Genomic DNA, 24,416 nt, shown 5'->3' with positions numbered 1-24,416 from the left:
TAGCGGCGGGGGCGTTCCCGGGGGAACATGGGGCCGGGAGGATGGCATCGTGGATGACCGCAAGACAGGTGATGAGGGCCCGCGCACCGGGGAGGCGTCCGCAGCGGGCGGCGAAGGCAGCCGGTGGGCCGGAACCGAGAAACTGGTCAGCGGCCTGAATGGCGGGCTGAACATCGCGCATGAAGCCGCAGACCGGCATGTTGCTGCGGGCTATGGCGCCCAGACGGCGATCCGCTGGCTGGGCAAGGACGGCAGCCGGCGCGAGCTGAGCTATGCTGATCTGGCGGCATTGTCCTCGAAGTTTGCAAATCTGCTGCGGGCGCACGGGCTGCAGCGGGGCGATAGTGTCTACTCCCTGATCGGGCGGGTGCCGGAGCTTTACGCCTGCGCTCTTGGCACGCTGAAGGCGGGGCTGGTCTATACGCCGCTGTTTGCTGCCTTTGGCCCGGAACCGATCCGGACGCGGATGGAGATCGGCGCGGCCAGGGTGCTGGTCACCACTGCGGCGCTGTACCGGCGCAAGATTGCGCCGTTCCGGGACCAGCTGCCGTCCTTGAAGCTGGTGCTGGTGGCCGGCGGCGAGGCGCCGGAGGGCTGCGTGGCGCTGGGGCCGGCGCTGGAGCGGGCAGGGGAGAACTTTGAAACGGTGCGCACCGGCGCCGAAGACCCGGCGCTGGTGCATTTCACTTCCGGCACCACCGGCAAGCCCAAGGGGGTGGTGCATGTGCATGGCGCGGTGGTCTATCACGCCTATTCGGGGCGCATCGCCCTGGGGCTGGAGCCGGGTGCGGTCTATTGGTGCACAGCCGACCCCGGCTGGGTGACCGGCACCTCCTACGGCATCATCGCGCCGCTGGTGAACCGGGTGACGATGATCGTGGATGAGGCCGAGTTCGACCTTGAACGCTGGTACGGCATCATCGGGCGCGAGAGGGTCGAGATCTGGTATTCGGCGCCCACCGCCATCCGGATGATGATGCGGGCGGGCGCGGAAGCGGCGGCGGCTTATGATTTCTCGTCGCTGACGTTCCTGGCCAGCGTCGGCGAGCCGTTGAACCCGGAGGCGGTGGAGTGGAGCCGCAAGGTGTTTCCGCAGCCGTTCCACGACAACTGGTGGCAGAGCGAAACCGGCGGCATCATGATTGCCAACCTGCCGGGCATGGCGGTGAAGCCCGGATCGATGGGTAAGCCCTTGCCAGGGATCACGGCGGCCATCCTGAAAGAGGGCAATGGCGGGCTGGCGGAATGCGGGGCAGGGGAGACCGGGGAGCTGGCGCTGCGGCCGGACTGGCCTTCGGTGATGCGGGGGTATCTGGATGAGGAGGAGCGGTTCCGGAAATGCTTTGCCGGGGGCTGGTATCTGTCCGGCGACTTGGCCACCCGTGATGAGGAGGGCTATTACTGGTTTGTCGGGCGCAAGGACGACCTGATCAAGACGTCCGGCCATCTGATCGGCCCGTTTGAGGTGGAAAGCGCGCTGATCGAGCACCCGGCGGTGGCCGAGGCGGCGGTGATCGGTGTGCCGGATGAGACCGCGGGCGAGATCGTCAAGGCCTATGCCACGCTGAACCCGGGCTTTGAGCCGGGCGAAGACCTGGAGCGCGAGGTGCGGGCCCATGCGCGCAAGCGGCTGGGGGCGGCGGTGGCGCCGCGCGCCATCCTGTTCCGCAACACTCTGCCCAAGACCCGTTCCGGCAAGATCATGCGGCGGCTGCTGAAGGCGCGCGAGCTGGGCCTGCCTGAGGGGGACATCTCGACATTGGAGAGCGATGAGACATGAGCACCCATGAGAAAACCCGCCTTGACCGGAGCCATGTTCGCGAACTGCTGACTGCGATGATGCGGGTCCGCATGTTCGAGGACAGCTGCGCCGAGCTTTACACCCAGGAGAAAATCCGCGGCTTCCTGCATCTTTACGATGGCGAGGAAGCGATTGCCGCGGGCGTGATCCCGGTGCTGGCGGAGAGCGACCGGATTGTCGCCACCTACCGCGAGCACGGTCATGCGCTGGTGCGCGGGGTGTCGATGAATGCGGTGATGGCGGAGATGTTCGGCAAGGCAGAGGGCTGCTCGGGCGGGCGCGGCGGTTCAATGCATCTTTATGATGCGGCGGCCAATTTCTATGGCGGCAATGCAATTGTCGGCGGCGGGCTGCCGCTGGCGGCGGGGCTGGCACTGGCGGATCATCTGCGCGGCGATCCCAATGTGACCGCCTGTTTCTTTGGCGAGGGAGCGGTGGCTGAAGGGGAATTCCACGAGGCTATGAACCTGGCCGCTCTTTGGGGATTGCCGGTGCTGTTTGTCTGTGAAAACAACGGCTATGCCATGGGTACCGCGCTGAAGCGCAGCGAGTCCGAGACCGATATCAGCGCCAAGGCCGCCGCCTACGGGGTGCGCGCCGAGGTGGTGGACGGGATGGATGTGGTGGCGGTTGAAGCCGCCGCGCGGCGGGCGCTTGCCGAGATCCGCGAAACTGGCAAGCCGGTGTTCCTGGAATGCCGCACCTACCGGTTCCGCGCCCATTCGATGTTCGATGCTCAGCTCTACCGCGACAAGGCCGAGGTCGATGACTGGCGCAAGCGCGGTCCGATTGTCCGGTTCCGCAACTGGCTGCTGGAGGCCAAGCTGATCCACGAGGACGAGATTGGCGGGATCGAGGCGGGGATCAGGGCGGAGATTGCAGAGGCGGTTCAATTTGCCGAAGACGGCACGTTGGAGCCCGCTGAAAACCTGACGCGTCATGTTCTGGGGCCGCAGCCCGGTCCCGTTGAACCTGCGGCGCCTGGCGGGGAAACCCGGGTGGTGACTTACCGGGAGGCGGTGCGCGAGGCCCTCCGCGATGCAATGACACGCGATGAACGGGTGTTTCTGATGGGCGAGGACGTGGGCGCCTATGGCGGCTGCTATGCGGTGTCAAAGGGGCTGATGGAAGAATTCGGAGAGGCCCGCATCCGCGACACGCCGCTGTCTGAGTCGGGCTTTACCGGCGCCGGGATCGGCGCGGCGATGGCTGGGATGCGCCCAATTGTAGAACTGATGACAGTCAATTTCTCGCTGCTGGCGCTGGATCAGATCCTGAACACGGCAGCCACCGTCCGCCACATGTCCGGCGGCCAGTTCGGGGTGCCGCTGGTGATCCGCATGGCCACCGGGGCGGGTAAGCAACTGGCGGCACAGCACTCGCACAGCCTGGAAGGGTGGTATGCCCATATCCCGGGGCTGAAAGTGCTGGCGCCGGCCACGGTCGAGGACGCGCGCGGGATGCTGTGGACGGCGCTGTGCGATCCCGACCCGGTGCTGATTTTCGAGAATGTGATGCTCTACAACCGCGAAAACGTGCTGAGCGGCAATGCGGGACCGGTGGATATCTCACGGGCCGCAATCCGCCGCGAGGGGAGCGATATCAGCCTGATCACCTATGGCGGGTCGCTGTTCAAGACGCTGGAGGCAGCGGAGGAACTGGCGGACACGGGCATCTCGGCGGAGGTTCTTGACCTGCGCAGCCTGCGGCCGCTGGATGAGGCAACGATCCTGGCCTCGGTCGGCAAGACCCGCCGTGCTGTCATCGTCGACGAGGGCTGGCGGTCGGGATCATTGGCAGCCGAGATTTCGGCGCGGATCATGGAGCAGGGGTTCTGGACGCTGGACGCGCCGGTCGGGCGGGTCTGTTCGGCGGAGGTGCCGATCCCCTATCCCAAGCATCTGGAAGACGCGGCAATCCCGCAGGTGCCGGCCATTGTGGCGGCGGTGCGGTCTGTGATGGGAGCCGGGTAAGATGGGTCTCTTCGTCATGCCCTCGCTCGGCGCTGACATGGAAAGCGGCACCCTGGCCGAATGGCTGGTCGTGCCCGGTGACACCGTGGCCCGCGGCGATGCGGTTGCGGTGGTCGAGACCCAGAAGGGGGCGATCGAAATCGAGTGTTTCGAGGCCGGCACGGTGCAGGAACTGAAGGCGAAGCCCGGCACGGTGCTGCCGGTGGGGGCGCCGATGGCGGTGATCCGGGCTGAGGGGGAAGCGGCGCCTGAGCTGGATGCGGTGCCGGAGCCGGAACAGGAACTGGAGCCGCAAATCAAACCGGAACCTGCTGCTGAAACCGCACCCGCGCCCGCCCGGGGCACTGTGCCTGCCGCGGCAACTGCTGTGGCCGGTACGGTCAAAGCGTCGCCTGCGGCGCGGGTGCGGGCGGCGGAGCTGGGGCTGGACCTGGGCACCGTGACGGGCAGCGGCCCCGGCGGCGCCGTCGTGCTGGCGGATGTAGAACCGGGCGGAAAGCGCGATACCGGCGCGCCGGCCTCGCGCCTTGATGAGATGCGCAAGGCGATTGCCGCCGCGATGACGCGCTCCAAACAGACGATCCCGCATTTCTACCTGTCGCAGACCATGGACGTGCAGGGCGCCCTCGACATGCTGGCGGCACGCAATGCCGGGGTGCCGCCGTCGGAGCGGATCCTGCTGGGCGCGGTGCTGCTGCGGGCGGCGGCGCTGGCGGCGCAGAAGGCGGCAACCCTGAACGGCCATTTCACAGACGGCGCCTTCCATCCCGCGGAACAGGTCAATCCAGGCCTTGCGGTGGCGCTGCGCGGCGGCGGTCTTGTGGCTCCCGCGCTTGCCGATGTGCCCGCGATGACGTTGGACGGGACCATGGCTGCGATGCGGGATACCGTCGCCCGCGCGCGGGCGGGGCGGCTCAAAAGCTCCGAGCTGACCCGCGGCACGATCACGGTGTCCAGCCTGGGCGAGACCGGCGGCGAGGTGATGGCCGGGGTAATCTTTCCGCCGCAGGTGGCGCTGATCGGGATCGGGGCGCCGCAGCTGCGGCCCTGGGTGCACGGCGGCGAGGTCGTGCCGCGCAGGGTCGTCACCGTGACCGTCGCCGCCGACCACAGGGTCAGCGGCGGGCGGCAGGCAGCCCGGTTCCTGAGCGAATTCGAAACTCTGATTTCACAGCCGGAGGCGTTATGACACAGACCGGAATGCGTGCCCTGTTTCTGGAAGAGCTGACGCGGGTTGCCCCGGACATTGACCCCGCTGAGGTGTCGGACACGGATCATCTGCAGGAGGACCTGGAACTGGATTCGATGGATGTGCTGAATCTGGCCGCGGCTTTGCACCAGCGGCTTGGCATCGATATCCCGGAGGCCGATTACGCGCAGATCGCAACGGTGGGCTCAGCCGTGCGCTACTTGTCTGCTGCGGCTAGTGCGGATTGAGGCTGGAAGTGATATCCCGCGGCGCCCGCTAGCCTGCGAGGCGGAAGCCGAAGCGCCAGCGCGGCACAGGACGACCGAGCCTCCGGCGGGGGGCTCGCCGAGCCACGCGAATTTTCTGTTGTGGACCGCGTCGAGGGCACATTCGGGCCATGCCCTGTCCTTTTCCATCCTGCATTGCGACGAGCGAATACGCCGGTTTTGCCGTGCAGGCCCGCTCGCTTCCCCCGGAAGAACGGAAGTACTTGGGCGAAAAATCGCCTTGAAAGGCAAACCGAACAGCGATGCCATCCCGGCATTCATGTACTACATCGCGCCCGACCGCTTCGCAAAAACCGCGTGGCTGCATTTTAGTTCACGAACCCATCCATGCGGTTTCGTGGAGTTGATCATGACGGGCAATGTATTCTTTGACAGAGAACGGCCCTGGGGTCAGCCGATATGGTAGAGGGCGGCGATGGAGCCGAAGTAGACGGCCAGCACCAGCCAGGAATCGAGGCCTGCGCCGAGTATCCTGGGGTGCGGCGGATCAGCGGGCCGGCCACGTAGATCGCGGTGACCAGGATGCCGGCGGCGATGCTGAGCTGGGCGCCGGCGGGCTGCCGGACGAGCAGGAGCACCAGCAGCGCGTGGTTGGGTTTGCGGGGCCAGGAGGTCAGCGCATAGCGCACTGCGAAAATGCCGGCGACCGCCAGGATTGCGGTTTGCATTGTGATCCCGCCGAACATGTTGCCGAGGACCAGTTGGGCATTGCCCACTTGCGCAGCGGTGGCGGTTGTCACGATTTCCGGCAGTTCGGTGACGGTGGCGAGGAACAGCAGGCCGACAAATTCCTTGGCCAGGTTGTAGCGCTCTGAAAATTCGTCCCCGGCCATTGCCAGCCGGGTGCCTGCGAACCAGACCACCAATGCGGCAGCGGCAAAGACCGCAGCAAGACCGTAGACGGGCAGGGCATCCGGAGCGGGCATCGCGGCACCGTTCAGCCGGACATCAGCACCGGAATCCGGGCCTCGCGCAGCACATGTGCAGAGGCGTTTCCGAATATCAGGCGGTGCAGCCGGGAATGGCCGCAGCCGCCCATGATCAGCAGATCGCATTGCTGGCTGGCTGCCTCCATCAGGAGGCGGGTGCCGGTGCCGTACTCCCTATCCTGGATCTGGCGGACCTCTGCCGTCACCCCGTGCCGGGACAGCACCCGGGCGATCTCATGCCCTTCGGTGGAGAACTCCGCGGCCTCGTGCGGGTGCTCTTCGATGGTGACGATCTCTGCAAATGCGGCGGTTTTCAGGAACGGCAGCCCGTCGTGCAGGGCGCGGGCGGCTTCCCGGGTAGGCTTCCAAGCGGCGAGGATGCGGGTGCCGATGGGCTTATCGCACCAATCGTCCGGAAGCAGCAGCACCGGACGGCCGCTGTGTACGACGAGATCCTTCTGGAACCCCCTCTGATCAAACCGCTCCTGTTGCGAGTCAGGAAACAACGCTATGGCCAGATCGGAGCGGATAGCGGATTCCAGCAGTTCATCCGTGGCATCCGGAGAGCGGGCCGCCTGCGAGCGCCATTCCGCCATGCAGCCGGCCTGGTCTGTCGCTGCTTGAAACTGCATTTCTATTCTATGGTCTTCTTCAGCCACCCTGTTGTTGAAATCCCCGAACGTGACGTCGTCGGCGGCGATGGCGATGCCGGAATAGGGAACAAAGGCTTCCCGGGTGTGGAGGCCGGTCAGGTGGGCATTGAACCGCCGGGCCAAGCCGCAGGCCGCGGGCAGAAGGTGCCCGGCGGTAAATTCCGATGTCAGGCAGGCAAGTATGGTCTTGTAACTCATGGCTCACATATCCTCCCCCGCTCCGGGCCTCCGGCGCGGTATGCGCATACCTTAGCCGCTTATGACATATAGCAGTTTCAAGAGAGGGTACGGTTGACACCGGTCAAGGGCAGGTGCGCGGCCGCCGGGTGTGTTAACGCCGGTTAATGCAGCGGCGGCCGCGCTGATCAAGGCTGGAAATGGAGCGGCTCAAGCTGGTTCGAGGACAGCTGAGCGGTTCCTTTGGCGCAAGCAGCCCGCTGGCGGCTTTCGAGTGGTTCGCCAGGGGCGGTCCAGAGAGGATATGACCATGCTTGTACAAGAGATCATGACCGTTCCTGCAAGCTATACCAGCCCGCAGGACAGTGCCGCCAGCGCGGCCGAGCAGATGCAAAGCCGTGGCTTCGGCGTGCTGCCGGTTGTCGAGGACGAGCGGATTGTGGGCATTCTGACCGACCGGGATCTGGTGCTGGCGCTGGCCGGGCAGGAGCGCGGGCTGGAGGGGCTGTCGATTGCCGCCGTCATGAGCCCGGGCGCGGTCTGCTGCCGGGCAGAGGACACGGTCGAGGCTGCGGCGGCCCTGATGGGGGATCATCAGGTGCGCCGCTTGCCGGTGCTGGATGACGAAGGGCATCTGGCAGGGCTGCTGTCAGTCACCGACATTGCGGTGAATGCGTCGGAGCAGCTGGCAGGGGAGGCGCTGGGAGAGATTGGCGAGTACCGCTAGGGGCATGACCCTAGTCCGGCACTGGTGTGATCTCGGCGGCCAGGCGGTCCGGTTCGACGCCTGCCACTTTAGCCAGGGTGGTGAGGTCGTTGATCCGGACGTCCATGTGGTCGGCGGTTTCCACAAGGCCGTTTCTGACAAAGCGGCGCAGGGTGCGGCAGACATGCACCGCGGTGAGGCCGGTGAAGTCGCCGATGCGCTGCTGGGTCAGGGGCAGGTGAAAGGCGCCATTCTCCGAAAGGCCCAACGGTTTCAGCCGCAAGGACAGTTCGATCAAGGCATAGGCGATGCGGCTTTCGGCGCTGCCGCGGCCCAGCCGCAGCATGCGTTCGGACAGCCTGCTGCGTTCGGCGGCCTGCACCAGCTCATTGGCCCGCGCCAGCCGCGGAGAGGCGGCCAGCATCTTGTGCCAGTCGGGGAGGGGAATGGCGCAGAGCTTGGCATCCGTCACAGCCTCGATGTTCAGCCCGGCGGTTTTTCCGTCAGCGGAGGTCGGATCGGCGATATCCCCCGGCAGCAAGAGGTCGATCAGCTGCACCTCGCCGCTGAGGGAGGATTTGGAGGTGGCAAGCCAGCCGTCGGCGACGATGATGATCTTGCCGCTGTCGGAGCCGTCATGCAGCAGGGTTCTGTTGGCCGGGACGCTTTGGAGGCTGTTGCGGAAATTCAGCAGCGCAATGTCGCTGCCGTCAAAATCCATTGCGCCGATGCGCAGGCTGGAAGGGCAGGCAGATTGGCTTGGGATCGGGGTTTGCCGTGTCATCAGAACGTTCCCTGTCAGAAATGACCGCGCGGGCGCAGGGCCAGGTCCCGTACTTTGCACCTATCCGCATTGGAGAAATTTGGTTTCGCGCTGCAAGCATCACGATACCGGGGCAGTGCGATTCTGTCGACCTGCCAGGGGCGGCCGGCGCAATGCCGCCTTTCCTGCGGCGCCCTGCCGGATGCGGAACCGGCCAAGGCGGGGGGCCACGGCGCGCAAGCCTGTGGCTGAGTTTTATTGCTGTCCGGCGAGCGGGCGCATTTCCAGGCGGAAATCTTGTGTTGCCTGGAACACCACACCGTTGGGCACTTCCTCCCAGTCCTCGTCGAAGGTGACGGGCTCCGAGGCCACCTCCACCGCCATGTAGGGGGTTTCGTGCTTATGCTTCACATGCGTTTCGCCGCAAATCGTGCAGGTATGCAGGCTGCTGCGGCTAAGGTGGAAAAGCGTGCGGTTGAACCTGGAACCCACCAGGTTCTGCCCGTCGGTCAGCACAATGTTCAAACCAGCCGGGCGGGCGGGATCAATTTCCGCGCACCAGGATATGATCTGGCTGAGCCCGAGGCGCACGGTTTCCAGCAGCCCCTCTTCCGGGTGCTGCAGAAACAGGCTCAGCAGGTAGCGGAAGACATGCTCGCTGTCAGTCTGGCCCTGGATTTCTGACCGGTGCAGCGGGTCCATTTGGTCCAACAGGCGGAAGCGGAGCTGCTCGAAGTTGGGCAGCGTTCCGTTATGGGCAAAGATCCAGCGCCCGTGATGGAAGGGATGGGTGTTTTTGACACTGGTGGTTCCAACTGTTGCCTTGCGGACGTGGGCAACAGCAGTTCGGGCATAGACCCGTGCGGCAGCCTTGGCGAAATGTTCGCCGTGGTAGGCTGCCCAAACCTGTTTTTCGATGACCGGAACGCCATCGGGATAATCTGCAACCCCCCAGCCGTGGCCGTGCATCATGCCTTCCATGTCGCCCTGGCTTTGCGCCATGAGCGCATTCTGGGCCTTGACCAGGCCGCATTCGACCCGGGTCGGCTCATTTGCATGCATTGCGTACAAGCGGCACATTTTTCTGCTCCTGTCAGAGCGGTCCAGCAAGCAACTGTGATACTATGGACTGCATTTGCAGCCGTAAAGAAGGGGACCGGCTTTGTATTCGTCGCGGGCTGGGAGCGGACGGGAGGCAGGCATCGACGCGATCGCCAGGCGGCTGGTAAGGGATGAGCCTGCGCTGATCACGTCGCGGGATCTGTGGCCGGGTGTCCGGCAGGGCCGGGGCCTGGGTGCATCCGTGTTCATTGGGGATCAGGTCGGCATTGCGCTGTTCACGCCTGCGATGGTCGGGTTTCACGATCACCGCATGGCCTTGCTGGCTGAACCCGGCGATACAGTTGTGGTCCGCCAGCGCTGCCCGGAGTTTGAAACCTACCTGTCGGAACACCTTGGCATGAAGCGGGTCCGCTTCCTGGAGGCGCATGCTGCGGATCTGGCCCCGGTGGCCAAACAGTGCCTTTCAGACCCGGGCCTGTTCAAGCATCTGCTGGAGGCACTTGAGGCCGCGGGTTCGCTGACCCTTTATGCCTATCTGGTGACCGGTCATCTGTGGCATCTTGCGCAGGCCCTGGCAGCAGCCGCGCAGCTGCCGGTTCATGTTGCAGGTCCGTCCCCCCGCATCTCGCGCAGGGTGAATGACAAGCTGTGGTTCTGGGACGTGGCACGGGAGATAGCCGGGCCGGACTCCGTGCCGCCCTCGGCCTTTGCATTCGGCCCCGCTGCGGCGGCGGGCCGGATTGCCCGCCTTGCCAGGACAGCCGCGCAAGTGGTGGTCAAAGTGCCGGACAGTGCCGGCGCTGCCGGAAACATCCGGTTCAGTGCTGCGCAGCTTGAAGGTCTTGGCATAGCCGAAGTCCGCGGCCAGCTGGAACGGCGTTTGCGGGCAACGGGATGGGACGGCAGATACCCTGTTCTTGTGGGGGTTTGGGAAAGCGGGGTGGAGAAAAGCCCGTCAGTGCAAATGTGGATTCCCCATTCCGGCGAAGGCCAGCCGGAGGTTCTTGGTGTTTTCGAACAGCTGGTGCATGGAAATGAGGGCAAATTCGCCGGGGCGAGATTTGCCAGCCTGGGCAGCGAAACTGAGCAAGCGCTGAAAAACGACGCCATACGCCTTGGCGCCATGTTCCAAAGGGCAGGCTATTTCGGGCCCTGTTCGCTGGACGCAGTGCTGAGAAAATCCCATTCAGGCGCTGATCAGATCCACTGGATCGAATGCAATGGGCGCTGGAGCGGTGTTTCAATTCCGCTTGCCGCAGCCGGCAGGCTGCTGGGCCGGCGCCCGGAAGGGATCGTTGTTGTGCAGGAGAATCTCGAAGCAGAGGCAGCCCTGGACCTTGCGCAGCAGTGCAAAGCCCTTGGCGATCTCCTGTTCCGGTGCGGGCAGTCGCGCGAAGGCGTAATTCTGATTTCACCACCGCACCCCGGCCGGGCCTCGCTCAATGCAATGGCGGTTGCAGGCAGCCAGGCGCGGGCGGAGAAACTCATGGAAGAAGTCTTTGACCGGATCCGGGCGGGACGCTGAGAATGCCTGCCATCCGTGATGCAGTTGGGATTGTAAGTGCCGGGAGGGCAAGTTCAGCCATGTTCGGCGCCATTGACGCCCATTAATGCGGGGCGGCTGGGCTTGTAGGATCCTGAACGGGTAAACCCAATCCGGAGGGAAAACTATGGCAACCACAGGTATCAAGACCCTCGATCATTCCCCGCAGGTTTTCGCCGAATGGCTGAACCAGCTTTGCGACGATCTAGGCTGGCCAGATAAGTCCAGGGCCTATCTCTTGCTGCACGAAACGCTGCACACTGTACGCGATTTTCTGTCCGTTGACGAAGCCGCCGATCTGGCAGCGCAGCTTCCGGTTCTGGTGCGGGGGGTCTTCTATGATGGCTGGGACCCGTCCAAGACACCGGTGAAACCCCGCAGCAAGAAAGATATGCTGGCCAGAATTGAGGCACGGTTCGACAAGGAGCCGCTGGAAGACACGGAGCGCGCAGTGTCCGCGGTGTTCGATCTGCTGCGGCGGCATGTGTCGAAGGGAGAGTTCGACCAGGTCAGGAAAGCGATGCGCAAACCCATACAGGAACTTTGGGACTAGGGGCGGGCCAGTCGCCGTTGCGGAATTCGGAAGGAGCTGCCTTACCAAGGCAGCCAGCGCAGCGCGTGGCGCAATCTTTCGGGAAGCCGGCTCAGGCCTACGCACCAGGGCGGTGTGGCCGGCGGATCGCTTGGGTGCCAGGCTTCGAGCAGGCTGCCGCCTTGGAACACCGGCTGCCGGCCCCGGCGCCCTGCCTGACGCAGCTGCGCGATCAGGGAAGGCGCGACACCGAAGTACCTGGCGATCTCGCCATCATCCATGCCCAGATCCGCAAACACCGTGACCGCGGCAACAGGCCAGGGGCCTAGCCGGCCGCTGCTCTGGGCCTTGTTCGGGGCGTCCGCGTAAAGACCCATAGCGCGTTCCTTGGGCTCCAAACCAAATGTCTGCTGGTTTCCGGCTATTGCGTGACAACCACTGTGCAGTTCGCGTGGTGCAGCACCTTTTGAGAGACACTGCCCAGCAGGATCTCGCGGGTCAGACCCAGCCCGCGCCTGCCAATCACGATCATCCCGGCATTCTCGGTTTCAGCGGTTTTCAGAATGGCTTCGGCGTAATCGCCGGCGCAAATATGCGTCTCCACGTCGCGTGCACCGGCTTCCTTGGCACGGTGCGCTGCCCAATCGAGGATTTTTTCGCCGATCGCCAGTGTGGCCTTGGCCCTGTCAGCCTCTTCTGCGGCGCCGGCGAAGAGGCCGAGAAAATTTGCGGGCTGGCCGCGCGGTGTGAGGTTCTGGGCCTTGGCGGCCTGTTCAATGAGATGCTCGGAATCGGCCAGCTGCATCATTTCCGCCGGCGGCCGCCCGTGCAGAAAGACGTGAACGATGCTGAGCCCGCGTCCAAGCTTGCTTGACAGTTCCGCGGCGCAATCGAGCGCGCGGTTGCCTGCTTCCGATCCATCTGTGGCAACGAGAATTCTTCCGGTCATGGCCAGCCTCCTATCATCCCAGCGATTCCCGGAAAGCCTAGCCAAGAGCGAACCTGGATGCATTGCTTGGCATCAACAGCAGCTGCCCGACCCGAAACCCAGCGGGTTCTTGCGCCGGGTCAATGCGCGGCACGTTCCGGTCAGGCAGGGTGGGCTTATTCTGTGGAGCTGGCAGCAGGGCCTGGCTGCGGAGGCCAGCTTTCGCACCTCGTTCATCACAGCAAGAAAACGGTGATTGGAGGCGTTGCAGATGACCGGAATAGAAACAACCTTCACACCCTGGATGTCCCTTGCCGGAGGCGTGCTGATCGGTGTCGCTTCGGTGCTGCTGATGGCCGTGCAGGGCCGCATTCTGGGGGCCACCGGAATTCTTTCGGGACTCTTGCCGCCATCCGGGGCCGCCGACGCGGGCTGGCGGGTTGCGCTGTTGCTGGGCATGGTCACCGGGCCGGCGGCGGTCATGGGGGTTACTGGTGCGATGCCGGTGGTCCAGGTGCCCGTGCCGGCGGCGATGCTGGCAGTTGGAGGGTTTATTGTCGGCATTGGCGTCACCTTTGGATCGGGGTGCACGTCCGGCCATGGCGTTTGCGGTATGGCGCGAAGGTCGCCGCGGTCGGTTGTGGCCACGCTGACCTTCATGGCGGTCACCGCCCTGACCGTATTTGTGCTGCGCCACGTTGTCGGAGGATAGGCGATGAAACTGATCTCCAGCTATGCCATCGGCCTGATTTTCGGCATCGGAATATCCATATCGGGAATGGCAAATCCGGCCAAAGTCCTGAACTTCTTTGATTTTGCCGGTATGTGGGACCCTTCCTTGATCTTTGTGATGGGGGGTGCACTGGCCACTGCCTTTATCGGCTACCGCTTTGTGTTCGGCTTCAGCCGCCCGCTGCTTTCAGACCGTTTCAACCTGCCGGCACGCCGTGATCTCGATCTGCCCCTGATCGGCGGCGCAGCCGTTTTCGGCGTGGGCTGGGGCATTGGCGGTTTCTGCCCCGGCGGCGCGCTGCCTGCGCTTGGCACCGGCAACTACGAGGTCTTTATCTTTGCCGCAGCCATGGTCGCTGGAATCCTTGCGGCCAAGCGGCTCCAGAGGTGGTTCGGTCAGCGCACATCAGCACAGAAGCACCAGGAAAGGACGTGAAATCATGACCGGCTACCATGTGAACCGCAATGTGAAACCGGCCGTTAAGGGGTTTTTCGATTCTGAAACGAACACGATCTCCTATGTTGTCAAAGACCCGGCGTCGAACGCCTGCGCAATTGTCGATTCCGTGATGGATATCAACTATGCCGCCGGGCGCATCAGCTTTGAACATGCCGATGAGATTATCTCCTTTGCCAGGAGCAATGCGCTGCAGGTGGAATGGCTGATCGAGACGCATGTCCATGCCGATCATCTGTCGGCGGCCCCCTATATCCAGAAGGAACTGGGCGGCAAGCTGGGCATCGGGCGGAACATCACTGTCGTGCAGGAGACCTTTGGCAAGATATTCAACGAGGGCACGGAATTCCGGCGCGACGGGTCGCAGTTCGACCGGCTGTTCGACGATGGCGACAGCTATGAGGTTGGCAGTATGGAGTGCCTGGCCATCCACACTCCGGGCCATACGCCCGCATGCATGACGCATGTCATGGGCGACGCCGCATTTGTCGGCGATACGCTTTTCATGCCCGATGGCGGATCGGCGCGGGCTGATTTCCCGGGCGGCGACGCGGGAGAACTGTACGACAGCATTCAGAAAGTGCTGAGCCTGCCGGAGGAAACACGGCTGTTCATGTGCCACGACTATGCGCCCGGCGGCCGCGAGGTCCGGTGGGAGACGACGGTTGCCGAGGAAAAGGCCCGCAACATCCATGTGGGCGGCGGCAAGACGCGGGAGGAGTTCATCAGATTCCGCACCGAGCGAGATGCACAGCTGGACCTGCCCAGGCTGATCATACCGTCCCTGCAGGTGAACATGCGGGCCGGTGAATTGCCGCCGCCCGATGACAGCGGCAGGCGTTTTCTCAAGGTGCCGGTGAATGTGCTGTGACGGCACATGCTCAAACACTCCCGGAGCGCGTGGCCGTGAAGGATACCCGGGCGATTGCCGGCGGGCTGCCTGCTTTGCCTTGTTCTTCGCCTTGCCGTGTCCCATAACAGCGTGCCGGGCGGTCGGCGCTGCCTGAAAAATCCGAGGAGAGTGCAGTGCTGACCCGGCTGGTGCGATATCTGCCCGTTCTTGATTGGGGCCGCTCATACACCGGCGCCCAGATGTCCAGCGATCTGATCGCGGCGCTTGTCGTCACAATCATGCTGATCCCGCAATCCTTGGCCTATGCCCTGCTGGCCGGGCTGCCTCCCGAAGCGGGGATCTATGCTTCGGTTGCTCCGATACTGCTGTATGCGGTGTTCGGGACATCGCGGGTTCTGGCAGTCGGGCCTGTGGCGGTGGTGTCGCTGATGACTGCGGTCGCAGTCGGGCAGGTGGCGGAGCAAGGCACGATGGGCTATGCGCTGGCAGCCTTGTCGCTTGCCATGCTGTCAGGGGCGCTTCTGGTGGCGATGGGCCTTCTGAAACTGGGGTTTCTTGCGAATTTCCTCAGCCATCCTGTGATTGCGGGTTTTATCACTGCTTCTGGTGTCTTGATCGCCGCCAGCCAGCTCAAGCATATTCTGGGTGTGCCTGCGCAGGGCCACACCCTGCTGGAAATTGCCGCATCGCTTGCGGGTCTCATCCCGGACACCAACTTGCTGGCGCTGGTGATCGGGGGCGGGGCCACGGCCTTTTTGTTCTGGGTGCGCAGGGGATTGAAACCGCTTCTGCGGCGGATTGGCCTGCCGGCTGCGCTGTCAGATGTTGCCGTCAAGGCGGGGCCGGTTGCGGCAGTGGTTGCTACTACATGGCTGGTGCAGGCGTATGAGCTGAACGCGCGCGGCGTCGCCATTGTCGGTGAAATACCGCAAAGCCTGCCGCCTTTGACATTGCCTTCGTTTTCGCCGGAGCTGCTGCAAGCGCTTTTTGTTCCGGCCCTGCTGATTTCCGTGATCGGATTTGTTGAATCGATTTCGGTTGCGCAGACATTGGCGGCAAGGAAACGTCAGCGCATCGATCCGGATCAGGAGCTGATCGGCCTTGGCGCGGCCAACCTCGGGGCCGCGTTCTCCGGCGGGTTTCCGGTAACCGGCGGATTTGCCCGTTCGGTGGTGAATTACGACGCCGGTGCCGAAACACCGGCCGCTGGCGCATTCACGGCCATCGGTCTGGGTGCCGCCGCCCTTTACCTTACCCCGCTGGTGCATTTCCTGCCCAAGGCAACACTGGCCGCTACGATCATCACAGCGGTCCTGAGCCTGGTCGATTTTTCGATCCTCAAAAGGACTTGGGTATATTCCAAGGCGGACTTCACGGCGGTGGCTGTCACAATAGCGATGACGCTGGCCCTGGGCGTTGAGGCCGGCGTTTCGGCCGGGGTGCTGATGTCGCTGCTGCTGCATCTCTACAAAACCTCCCGCCCGCATGTGGCTGAGGTCGGCCGGGTGCCGGGCACTGAGCATTTCCGCAATATCAACCGCCACAAGGTTGAGACCAGCCCTGGCCTCTTGAGTCTCAGGATTGATGAAAGCCTGTATTTCGTGAACGCGCGGTTTCTCGAGACCCTGGTGCTTGACCGGCTGGCCCGCGACAAGGATCTGCGGAACGTGGTGCTGATGTGTTCCGCAGTGAACGAAATCGATTATTCCGCGCTGGAAAACCTGGAGGCTATCAATCTGAGGCTGAAGGAGCAGGGCATCGGCCTGCACCTGTCGGAGGTCAAGGGGCCGGTGATGGACCGTCTGCAAAAGACGCATTTCCTCGATGACCTCAACGGCCGGGTGTACCTGTCGCAGTTCCAGGCCTGGAAGGATCTTGCGGCAGCCGGATGACGGCGCCGGGCCCGCCGGGCAAGGCGTGCGCCAGGGCGCGCGCCGGGATCATGACGGTCTACCGATGCGGATCGATTCCAGGTGCTCGGGCACCCGCGACGGGCGGCCCAGTTCATGCGCGAGGCGCCGCCGGAGCGCGTCGGAGGCTTCGGGCTCGCCATGTGTCAGATATGTCATGGCAGGTGCCGTGCCGGCTGCCATCCAGCGCAGCAGCTCATCGGCGTCGGCATGGCCTGAAAAGGTTTGAAGCTGGGCGACCTGGGCATTGATGCGGTAGTCCTGCCCGAACATGCGCAAACGGCGTTCGCCTGCGGCCAGAGAGGCGCCGCGGGTGCCGCCTGCTTGATAGCCGGAAAGCACGATCATGGTCTGCAGGCGGCTGCCGAAGTTCACCACGTGATGCAGGATGCGCCCGCCGGTGATCATGCCGCTGGCCGAGATAATGACCATCGGGCCTTCGCGGGTGTTCAGGTCCTTGGACTGCGCAACCGTATTGGTCCGGACAGGGAGCTGGAACACCGCCGCGCAGTCCTGCTGGGCAATCCGGTGCTCGGCGCAGTGGCGGGCATATATTTCCGTGGCGTCCGCCGCCATCGGGCTGTCGAGGAATACGGGAACCCGCGGAATGCGGCCGGCCGTCATCAGGCGGGAGAGGAGGTATATGATGCCCTGTGCGCGGCCGACGGCAAAGGCGGGGATCAGCACGATGCCCTTTTGCTTCAGGAACGGGGCCAGGATACCGGCCAGTTCGTCTTCTGGGGAAATGGCAGGGTGCAGGCGGTCGCCGTAGGTCGACTCGCAGACTAGCACATCGGCGCCTGCAAAGGGCTCCGGCGGCGGCATCAGCGGATCGCGGTCCTGGCCGAGGTCGCCGCTGAAATGCACCGTCTTGCCGCCGGCCCTGACCCGGATCTGAGCAGCCCCCAGCAGGTGGCCCGCGCGGATGAATTCGGCGCTCAGGCCGCCGCCAAGATCCAGTTGCTTGCCGAAGGGGTGGGGCCGGAACCGGCGCAGCGCCGCCCAGGCGTCTGCTTCAGTGTAGAGCGGGGCCGGGCGCTTGTGCTTGGAATAGCCTTTGCGCCGCGCATGCTGCGCCTCCTCCTCCTGCAGGCGGCCGCTGTCCGGCAGCAGCAGCCCGCAAAGGTCGCGGGTCGGCGGGGTGCAGTAGACCGGTGCCTGGCAGCCCGAGCGGAACAGCGCCGGGAGGTAGCCGGAATGATCGAGATGGGCATGCGTCAGCAGGATGGCGGTGATGGATCCGGGGCGGACCGGGAATGGCTTGCGGTTGCGCCGCCTGAGATGCTTGTAGCCCTGATAGAGCCCGCAATCGATCAGCACCCGCTGGCGCCCGGATTCGATCAGGTAGCGGGAGCCGGTGACTGTTCCGGTGGCCCCGAGGAAACGCAGCCTGGCATTAATTGGCGGCGGCATGGCACCCTCCTGTCCTGCCGCGGCCTACTTGGAAAACAGGACCGGCAGCTTCGAACGTTCCAGCAGTTCGCGCGTGGCGGCCCCGATCACGAAGTCATAGGCCCAGGAATGCCCGAAGGCGCCCGCCGCCAGCATGTCGGCGCCGCATTCCATTGCCACCTTGAGCAGTGTGGACCCGATATCCTGTGAGGATTTTTCGCGGTCGATCAGGGTCACGGCATGCCCGTGCCTGTCAAAAGCCGCAGCCATGTCCTCGCGGCAGGCGAGCCCAAGGCCGCCGTCGCCGATGTGGAGGATCGAAATACTGGCACCGGGCTGCGCCAGTGCACGGGCATAGTGAGCGGCGCGGATAGCCTCGCGGGTATTGCTCCAGCCGATCAGGATGTTTGTGCCGATGAGGGCGGGGGGCCAGCCGTCCGGGAGGATCAGGACAGGGCGCCCGGAATGGCGGATCAGCTGTTCCTGCAGCTGGCGGTGGCTGTGCCTGGCACCCTGATGCGGGCATTGCCCCGCCAGCACAAGATCCGCAGCGGCCACATTCTCGAGCAGAAAGTTCTCCGCGCTTTCGCTGCCCAGCGGCTGCTGGCGGAAATCGGACAGGAAATCCCGTCCCGCAACAGCAGCCTGAAAGGCCTCGGCGACAGCCACTGCTTCCTGCCGCTGCCATTCGGGAATGAATGCCGCGCCGTAGCTTACCAGGCTGCCTTCGGTGCCGGCAAAGGGCACCTGGGCTTCCATCGGCAGCACGCCGGTCAGATGGGCGCCGGTGCGGCTGGCCATATCCGCGGCTGCAGGAATGAGCCACTGCGCCTCTTCTGCCGAAAACAGCGCAACCGCCAGGGATTTGATTGTCATCGCTTTACTCCTTGCTGCTGGTTCGCTCTCAGCGGAGCGGGAAATTCGGCCGGTCCGTGTTGTAGTGGGCAGAGAGGTAATCCAGGATAATCCTTCGCTCGTCAGGGTCGAGTTCGGGCATGCCCTGCTCCTCGGTCATCCAGTCCAGCAAACCGCTCCAGCCTTCGCGGGTCTTGCCCTGCTGGGCGACGATCATCTCGGAATGGCAGGCGGTACAGGCATAGTAGGTTTCTTCCGCTCCCTCTGCCGCGACCAGCTGGCCGAATTCGCTGTCCTCAGAAGCTTGGGCGTGGGCCTGCGAAAGCGTGCTGCACAGGGCGGCACAGGCGGCTGCAAGCCTGAGCCGTGCCTGACGGGAGCCCTTCCCTGATGCCGGATGCCCGGGCATCAGCTGACCCGCAGGCCGACACGGTGCATCCGGTTGTTCAGATACCCTTTGGGATTCCAGTCGATGGCGAAACGCTGCATTTCGCCGGCGCTGTCGATGGCGCGGGCCCAGATCTCGTAATAGCCGGCAACCGGGAAGCGCACGCTGCTGCGCCAGTTCTGCCAGGCGCCTTCGTTGACCGGCGGGTCCAGCTCTGCGGCCTGCCAGCTGGCGCCGAAGTCATAGGAGATGTCGAGCCGGTCCACCGTGCGGTCGCCGGACCAGGCGTGGCCGCGCACTTCTGTCTCCAACCCGGACGCGGCGCCGTTGGCGGGGAAGGTGATCAGCGATTTCACCGGCATCCGTTCGATAATCCGGAAATCCTCCTTGGGCACGTCGTCGCCCGGGGCCACCGGGTACGCGGGCACGCGGTAGGAAGTGCCGGTCATCTTGGGGCCGTCATGCACCTGGTCGCGCAGCTCGATCCGGGTCAGCCATTTCTGCGAGCAGGAGCCGGGCCAGCCCGGCACCACCAGCCGCAGCGGCGCACCGTTCATCGGGTGCAGGTCCGCCCCGTTCATCGCAAAGGCGATCAGCACGTTGTCCGTCAGTGCCTTGGCAATCGGCAGCCCGCGCGAGATCGGCAGCTTGTCCGGATCACCAGAAAGATGCCCGTCCCCCCCGTAGTGCGCGGTGTAGACCACGTTGTCCTGGACGCCAGCCGCCTGCAGCACATCGCGCAGCCGCACCCCGGTCCATTCCGAGCAGGCCACCGCGCCGTAGGTCCACTGGTTGCCGCTGGCCGGCGGGTCGAAGAAGGCCCGCCCGTTGCCGCCGCATTCCAGCGTCAGCGCCAGCGTGACCACTTCGAAGCGGTCCCTGAGATCCGCAATCGAAAGTTCCAGCGGGCTGTCTACGAAGCCGTCAACCGACAGCATCCAGCCTTCGGGGCTTGTGTCATCTGGCGCGAGCCCGTTGTTGCGGATGAAATGGCGTTCTGTCGGGGTGATTGGATCATCCAGCAGCTCCGGCGGCGTCTCGGCATTCAGCGGGCGGTCATTCAGCAGGGTGAGACCGTCCTTGCCCGCCAGCCCGTTTTCGCTGGCCATCGCGGCCGGGAAAAACCCGTGCGGCAGGTTGCGGTGAAACGGAACCGCCATGCCTGCCACTGCGCCAAGGCCAGCCAGGCCTGCGGTTTTCAGGAAGCGGCGGCGGCCCGCGCCGGGAGACGCTTCCGTTTCAGCGGTGCCGCCCCGCGCGGCGGCAGGGTTTCGCTTGTGTTCCGAGGTCATAAGTGCACTCCCTTTGCTCATGCCGGTGGCGGCTGGGCCTCCCGGCGCTAACCACGGCATGTTGCTGGTATTTGACCACGCGCTCCTGCCAGGCGCATTGACGGCGGTTAATGGGCAAGGAGCAGAGCGGCCTGTCAGTTCCCCACCGGCTGGCCGGCCCAATAGCGGGCGCATTCGCTCTCGCGGCCGCGCACCACGCGGCGGCCTTCCAGCGGCCCCTGCCGCTGTGTCACCACGGTGAACTGCATTTCGGGTTCGTCCTCGAAGTGGCAGAAGACAAGCACCCAATCTGCCGTTCTCCCGAGCGCGTGCGCGCGCGCGGAGTTGGAAAACAGCAGTGTCAAATGCCAGCCGCCGCGCGTCAGGTGGAGGACAGGCAGCCAATCCTTGCCTTCTGGGTTGAACCGGCGCGGTGCTATTGTGCGCAGCTTGCCGGCCGCAGCCCTTGTCCGGTAGATGGCGTCTGCCTCAAGCAGTAGTTGTACAGGAGGCTCGTGCCCGCCGCGGCGCGGCGCCCGGATCCGACGGATTGCTTCAAGCCTGCCGGACAGCGCGGCAAGAATGGCGCTGCGGCGGCGCGGGCCGAGACCGGAGACCTTCATTCTGGGATTGCGCAATGCGGTTTCCAGGTCTTCCAGCGTCTGGGCATCAAACTGTTCGGTGAATCTGCTTGCCAGGGCTGGCCCTATGCCCGGTACTGTTTGGAAAAGGTCTTCCGGTCCGGTTTCCCCCTGCAGACGGTCAAGCTGCTGCCATCGTCCCGTGGTCAGGATTTCTGCAATCGCCGCTGCAATGCCACGCCCGATTGCGGGCAGCCCGATCAGCGCGGCGCCGCCGCCCTCTTGATAGAGTGTGCGCAAAGGCTGGCGCAGCTCGGCAACTCTGGCGGCTGCATTCCGGTATGCCCGGATCCGGAAACCGTCGCCGCCCTGCGATTCAAGAAGGTTGGAATAGCGGTTCAGCTGTTCTGCGATCCGGCTGTTTTCTTGCAGACCCGGACTGTCCTCGGTGCCTATGGCGGGTTTGGTTTCCATGCGGCTGCCTGGCTGTTGGAAGGCGTTACCGGGATTTTCCTTTGTTTGCGGACGGCTGCATTGCGCCCCATCAATGCAGCAGCTCTCTTGTTGCCGCAAACAGGGTGGAAGCAGGTGTCAGGACACGGAGAATGCCAAAAGAAACCGCGCAAAACAGGATGCTGTCACAGGCGCTGAGCCTGCTGGCCCGGGCGGAGGAACTGCACCGGGTGACTTTCGGCCTGGGGCCGGTCCCGGCCTGGGAGCCGCCGCTGGACCTGATCGAGACAGACTCTGAGGTTCTGGCCTATGTCGCGCTGCCGGGGGTCGACATGTCCAGCGTGGAGATTTCGGCCGAGAGCGGCGTTCTTGTCTTGCGCGGTTACAGGCAGCGGCCGCCGGAATGGCGCACCGCAGGGTTTTTGCGCCTCGAGCTGCCCAATGGCCCCTTCGAGCGCAAGGTCAGGATCCCGGACGGGCATTACCAGGTCAGCAGCCGGGAGGGGCAGGGCTGTCTGATTATCCGTATGCGGAAGTTGCGGAGCAGTTGTGATGACTGAGGAAACGACGGCAAAGCAAACGGCAGAAAATGGAGGCCCGGCTCCGGCGCCAATTACGGAGCCCTGTGCCGTTGACGGTCTGATACTGCTTCCGGTGCGCAATTTCGTCGCCTTTCCGGGCACGGTTTTCCCGCTTGCGGTCGGCCGCGAGGCCTCTGTCGCCGCTGTCGAGCTGGCCGTCCGCGAGGACCGGCCGCTTGGCGTTATTCTTCAGCGCGATCCTTCCCTGGAACAGCCCGCTGCCGAGGATCTGCACAGAATTGGGTGCACAGCAGATATTCTGCGCTACGTGAGATCGCCGGACAGCGGCAACCACATAATTTGCCGGGGCACCGGGCGTTTCCGCCTGTCGAAACTGCTTCAGGAAAAGCCGTTTGCCGTTGCGCATGTGGAGCAAATCACCGAGCCGGCTGACCACCGGCCTGAGACAGAGGCCCGGTTTCTGCATCTCCGGGATCTGACGGTGGAGCTTCTCGAACTGCTTCCCGACGCGCCTGGCGGGCTGGCCGAGTCGGTGAAGGATATGGCGGAACCGGGCCTGCTGGCAGATCTGGCGGCAGCCTATTCTGATTTTCCGGTCGCGGAGCGGCAGGAGATTCTTGAGACGCTCGGAATCGGGGCGCGCATAGAAAAAACCGCGCGCCTTCTGGCCAGGCGCGTCGAAGTGCTGCGCATTACGAAGGAAATCGGAGAACAGACGCGCGAGGCGCTGGATGAGCGGCACCGGAAAGCGGTGCTGCGCGAACAGCTTGCTGCCATTCAGCGGGAGCTTGGCGAGGGGGAGGGCAGCACAGCTGAGGAGTTTGCCGAACTGTCCCGCCGCATCACCGCAGCCGGAATGCCGGAAGACACGGAAAGATATGCGCTCAAGGAGCTTGGGCGCTACAACCGGATGCCGGAAGCCGCAGGCGAGACGGGGATGCTTCGGACCTGGCTTGAATGGATGACGGAACTGCCGTGGCAGCTTCCGGAGGCCCAGCCTGTCGATCTGCAAGAGGCCCGGGGAATTCTGGATGAGGATCACTATGGGCTGGAGAAGATCAAGGCCCGGATCATCGAGTATCTTGCCGTCCGCAAGCTTGCACCTGCCGGCAAGGCACCGATCCTGTGTCTCGCCGGGCCGCCCGGTGTCGGCAAGACCTCCTTGGGCCAGTCAATCGCCCGCGCCCTGGGACGGCCCTTTGCCCGGTTCAGCTTGGGCGGGGTGCATGATGAGGCGGAAATCCGCGGCCACCGCCGCACCTATATCGGGGCGATGCCGGGTATGCTGATTCAGTCCATCCGGCGGGCAGGGGCGCGGAACTGCGTGCTGATGCTTGACGAGATTGACAAGCTGGGCAGAGGCCCTGGCGGCGATCCTTCCTCGGCGTTGCTAGAAGTTCTGGATCCGTCTCAGAACGCGGCGTTCCGCGACAATTACCTGGGTGTCAGCTTTGACTTGTCGCATGTGGTTTTTCTGGCAACCGCCAATCTGCTGGAGACAATTCCGGCCCCGTTGCTTGACCGGATGGAAGTCATAACACTGCCCGGGTACCTCGAAGACGAGAAGCTGGAAATCGCCAAACGGCACCTTTTGAAGGGCCAACTGGAGGCCACCGGCCTGGCACCGGAGCAGGCCGCAATCAGCGATGCCGCGCTGCTGGGCGTTATCCGCAGTTACACCCGGGAAGCAGGGGTCCGGAACCTGGAGCGCATGATCGGCGCATTGTTGCGGCACGCCGCCGTCGGAATTGCCGGCGGCAAGGCGGCCAGCGTGCAGATCGGCGCAGACGATCTGAAAGAGATCCTGGGGCCGCCCAGATATGAGGATGAGGTTGCAATGCGCACCTCGGTACCTGGGGTGGCGACCGGGCTTGCCTGGACGCCGTCCGGCGGCAGCATCCTGTTCATCGAGGCCAGCCGCGTTCCCGGCAAAGGCAAGCTGGTGCTGACCGGGCAGCTTGGCGATGTCATGCGCGAAAGCGCGCAGGCGGCCATGACGCTTGTCAAGGCACGGATGGGCGAGCTCGGCATAGATCAAGCCGTGTTCGAGAATTCCGATATTCATGTGCATGTTCCGGCCGGAGCAACGCCGAAGGACGGGCCGAGCGCCGGCACTGCCATTTTCTCGGCAATGGTTTCGCTGCTTGTTGACCGCAAGCTCAGGAATGACACTGCAATGACTGGTGAGATTTCGCTGCGCGGCCTTGTTCTTCCGGTGGGCGGCATACGGGAAAAGGTGATGGCTGCAGCCGCCGCGGGGCTGTCGCGTGTGCTTTTACCTGACCGCAACCGGCGTGATTTTGATGACATTCCCATGGCCGCGCGGGACGTGCTGGAGGTCGTCTGGCTGGAAACCGTTGATGATATTCTGACCCATGCTTTTGATACCGATTTGAAAACAAGGGATTTTATCCGTTGACGCGGGTCAATGCCGTGCCT

The 24,416-nt window shown here is 64.2% G+C and carries 24 protein-coding genes; 13 read left to right on the top strand and 11 right to left on the bottom strand.

Annotated features, from left to right (window positions below; translation table 11 throughout):
* Positions 1-49 precede the first annotated feature (49 nt).
* From acsA to LHL23_RS19845, 4 genes are read left to right on the top strand one after another with little or no spacing between them, the layout of a single operon-like run.
* Positions 50-1,780, top strand: coding sequence for an acetate--CoA ligase (gene acsA / locus LHL23_RS19860; protein ID WP_226431227.1), 1,731 nt, complete (start codon positions 50-52; stop codon positions 1,778-1,780).
* Entirely contained in the window at positions 1,777-3,774 is a 1,998-nt protein-coding gene (pdhA, locus tag LHL23_RS19855) for a pyruvate dehydrogenase (acetyl-transferring) E1 component subunit alpha (protein ID WP_226431226.1), read from the top strand. The genes acsA and pdhA overlap by 4 nt, the downstream gene beginning before the upstream one ends.
* Before the next feature lies 1 nt (position 3,775).
* Positions 3,776-4,963: a dihydrolipoamide acetyltransferase family protein gene (locus tag LHL23_RS19850; RefSeq protein ID WP_226431225.1), complete on the top strand. Its 1,188-nt coding sequence runs from the start codon at positions 3,776-3,778 to the stop codon at positions 4,961-4,963.
* A complete protein-coding gene (locus tag LHL23_RS19845; RefSeq protein ID WP_222482427.1) occupies positions 4,960-5,211 on the top strand; it encodes an acyl carrier protein in 252 nt (83 codons plus the stop codon). The genes LHL23_RS19850 and LHL23_RS19845 overlap by 4 nt, the downstream gene beginning before the upstream one ends.
* A 386-nt stretch (positions 5,212-5,597) precedes the next feature.
* Here the strand turns inward: LHL23_RS19845 and LHL23_RS19840 are convergent, their stop codons facing one another.
* Entirely contained in the window at positions 5,598-6,176 is a 579-nt protein-coding gene (locus tag LHL23_RS19840) for a hypothetical protein (protein ID WP_226431224.1), read from the bottom strand.
* Between the two features lie 11 nt (positions 6,177-6,187).
* Positions 6,188-7,030, bottom strand: a complete 843-nt coding sequence (locus LHL23_RS19835; protein ID WP_226431223.1) for a universal stress protein — start codon at positions 7,028-7,030, stop codon at positions 6,188-6,190.
* 289 nt (positions 7,031-7,319) lie between these two features.
* Here LHL23_RS19835 and LHL23_RS19830 point away from each other — a divergent pair, with 289 nt between their 5' ends.
* Positions 7,320-7,736, top strand: a complete 417-nt coding sequence (locus LHL23_RS19830; protein WP_226431222.1) for a CBS domain-containing protein — start codon at positions 7,320-7,322, stop codon at positions 7,734-7,736.
* 10 nt (positions 7,737-7,746) lie between these two features.
* Here the strand turns inward: LHL23_RS19830 and LHL23_RS19825 are convergent, their stop codons facing one another.
* Complete coding sequence (locus tag LHL23_RS19825; RefSeq protein ID WP_226431221.1) at positions 7,747-8,499, bottom strand: Crp/Fnr family transcriptional regulator; 753 nt, start codon at positions 8,497-8,499, stop codon at positions 7,747-7,749.
* A gap of 234 nt (positions 8,500-8,733) precedes the next feature.
* Positions 8,734-9,558 (bottom strand): class II glutamine amidotransferase, encoded by an 825-nt coding sequence (locus LHL23_RS19820; RefSeq protein ID WP_226431220.1) that lies wholly within the window; start codon positions 9,556-9,558, stop codon positions 8,734-8,736.
* Positions 9,559-9,640: 82 nt separating this feature from the next.
* On the opposite strand from LHL23_RS19820, the gene LHL23_RS19815 reads away from it, so the two are divergent.
* Positions 9,641-11,065, top strand: a complete 1,425-nt coding sequence (locus tag LHL23_RS19815; RefSeq protein ID WP_226431219.1) for a hypothetical protein — start codon at positions 9,641-9,643, stop codon at positions 11,063-11,065.
* 145 nt (positions 11,066-11,210) lie between these two features.
* Complete coding sequence (locus tag LHL23_RS19810) at positions 11,211-11,636, top strand: DUF2267 domain-containing protein (RefSeq protein ID WP_222482433.1); 426 nt, start codon at positions 11,211-11,213, stop codon at positions 11,634-11,636.
* Between the two features lie 41 nt (positions 11,637-11,677).
* Here the strand turns inward: LHL23_RS19810 and LHL23_RS19805 are convergent, their stop codons facing one another.
* Together LHL23_RS19805 and LHL23_RS19800 are read right to left on the bottom strand one after the other, a co-directional pair.
* On the bottom strand, positions 11,678-11,992 hold the full coding sequence (locus LHL23_RS19805; protein ID WP_226431218.1) for a hypothetical protein: 315 nt from the start codon (positions 11,990-11,992) through the stop codon (positions 11,678-11,680).
* Between the two features lie 44 nt (positions 11,993-12,036).
* A complete protein-coding gene (locus tag LHL23_RS19800) occupies positions 12,037-12,564 on the bottom strand; it encodes a universal stress protein (RefSeq protein ID WP_222482435.1) in 528 nt (175 codons plus the stop codon).
* Between the two features lie 250 nt (positions 12,565-12,814).
* Here LHL23_RS19800 and LHL23_RS19795 point away from each other — a divergent pair, with 250 nt between their 5' ends.
* From LHL23_RS19795 to LHL23_RS19780, 4 genes are all read left to right on the top strand, one after another.
* Positions 12,815-13,255, top strand: coding sequence for a YeeE/YedE family protein (locus LHL23_RS19795; RefSeq protein ID WP_226431217.1), 441 nt, complete (start codon positions 12,815-12,817; stop codon positions 13,253-13,255).
* 3 nt (positions 13,256-13,258) lie between these two features.
* Positions 13,259-13,711 (top strand): DUF6691 family protein, encoded by a 453-nt coding sequence (locus LHL23_RS19790; RefSeq protein WP_226431216.1) that lies wholly within the window; start codon positions 13,259-13,261, stop codon positions 13,709-13,711.
* Between the two features lie 4 nt (positions 13,712-13,715).
* Positions 13,716-14,603: an MBL fold metallo-hydrolase gene (locus LHL23_RS19785; protein WP_226431215.1), complete on the top strand. Its 888-nt coding sequence runs from the start codon at positions 13,716-13,718 to the stop codon at positions 14,601-14,603.
* 158 nt (positions 14,604-14,761) lie between these two features.
* Positions 14,762-16,477: a SulP family inorganic anion transporter gene (locus tag LHL23_RS19780; RefSeq protein ID WP_226431237.1), complete on the top strand. Its 1,716-nt coding sequence runs from the start codon at positions 14,762-14,764 to the stop codon at positions 16,475-16,477.
* A gap of 48 nt (positions 16,478-16,525) precedes the next feature.
* Here LHL23_RS19780 and LHL23_RS19775 read toward each other — a convergent pair whose 3' ends face one another.
* The 5 genes from LHL23_RS19775 to LHL23_RS19755 form a co-directional block, all read right to left on the bottom strand.
* Positions 16,526-17,908 (bottom strand): MBL fold metallo-hydrolase RNA specificity domain-containing protein, encoded by a 1,383-nt coding sequence (locus LHL23_RS19775; protein WP_226431214.1) that lies wholly within the window; start codon positions 17,906-17,908, stop codon positions 16,526-16,528.
* Positions 17,909-17,932: 24 nt separating this feature from the next.
* Entirely contained in the window at positions 17,933-18,763 is an 831-nt protein-coding gene (locus tag LHL23_RS19770) for a universal stress protein (protein ID WP_226431213.1), read from the bottom strand.
* A 28-nt stretch (positions 18,764-18,791) separates the two neighbouring features.
* A complete protein-coding gene (locus LHL23_RS19765; RefSeq protein WP_226431212.1) occupies positions 18,792-19,151 on the bottom strand; it encodes an aldehyde dehydrogenase in 360 nt (119 codons plus the stop codon).
* A complete protein-coding gene (locus tag LHL23_RS19760; RefSeq protein WP_226431211.1) occupies positions 19,151-20,422 on the bottom strand; it encodes a sulfite oxidase in 1,272 nt (423 codons plus the stop codon). The genes LHL23_RS19765 and LHL23_RS19760 overlap by 1 nt, the downstream gene beginning before the upstream one ends.
* Positions 20,423-20,556: 134 nt before the next feature.
* The gene (locus LHL23_RS19755; RefSeq protein WP_226431210.1) at positions 20,557-21,456 is read right to left on the bottom strand and encodes a DNA-binding protein; all 900 of its coding nucleotides are present in this window, start codon (positions 21,454-21,456) and stop codon (positions 20,557-20,559) included.
* 131 nt (positions 21,457-21,587) lie between these two features.
* On the opposite strand from LHL23_RS19755, the gene LHL23_RS19750 reads away from it, so the two are divergent.
* Positions 21,588-21,995 (top strand): Hsp20/alpha crystallin family protein, encoded by a 408-nt coding sequence (locus tag LHL23_RS19750; protein WP_226431209.1) that lies wholly within the window; start codon positions 21,588-21,590, stop codon positions 21,993-21,995.
* Positions 21,988-24,396: an endopeptidase La gene (lon, locus tag LHL23_RS19745; protein ID WP_226431208.1), complete on the top strand. Its 2,409-nt coding sequence runs from the start codon at positions 21,988-21,990 to the stop codon at positions 24,394-24,396. The genes LHL23_RS19750 and lon overlap by 8 nt, the downstream gene beginning before the upstream one ends.
* Positions 24,397-24,416: the final 20 nt, after the last annotated feature.

The sequence above is a fragment of the Leisingera sp. McT4-56 genome, assembly GCF_020514995.1.
Taxonomy (GTDB): domain Bacteria; phylum Pseudomonadota; class Alphaproteobacteria; order Rhodobacterales; family Rhodobacteraceae; genus Leisingera; species Leisingera aquaemixtae_A.
The sequence above is the reverse complement of the archived record's forward strand: the minus strand, read 5'-3'. Positions and strand labels throughout refer to the sequence as shown.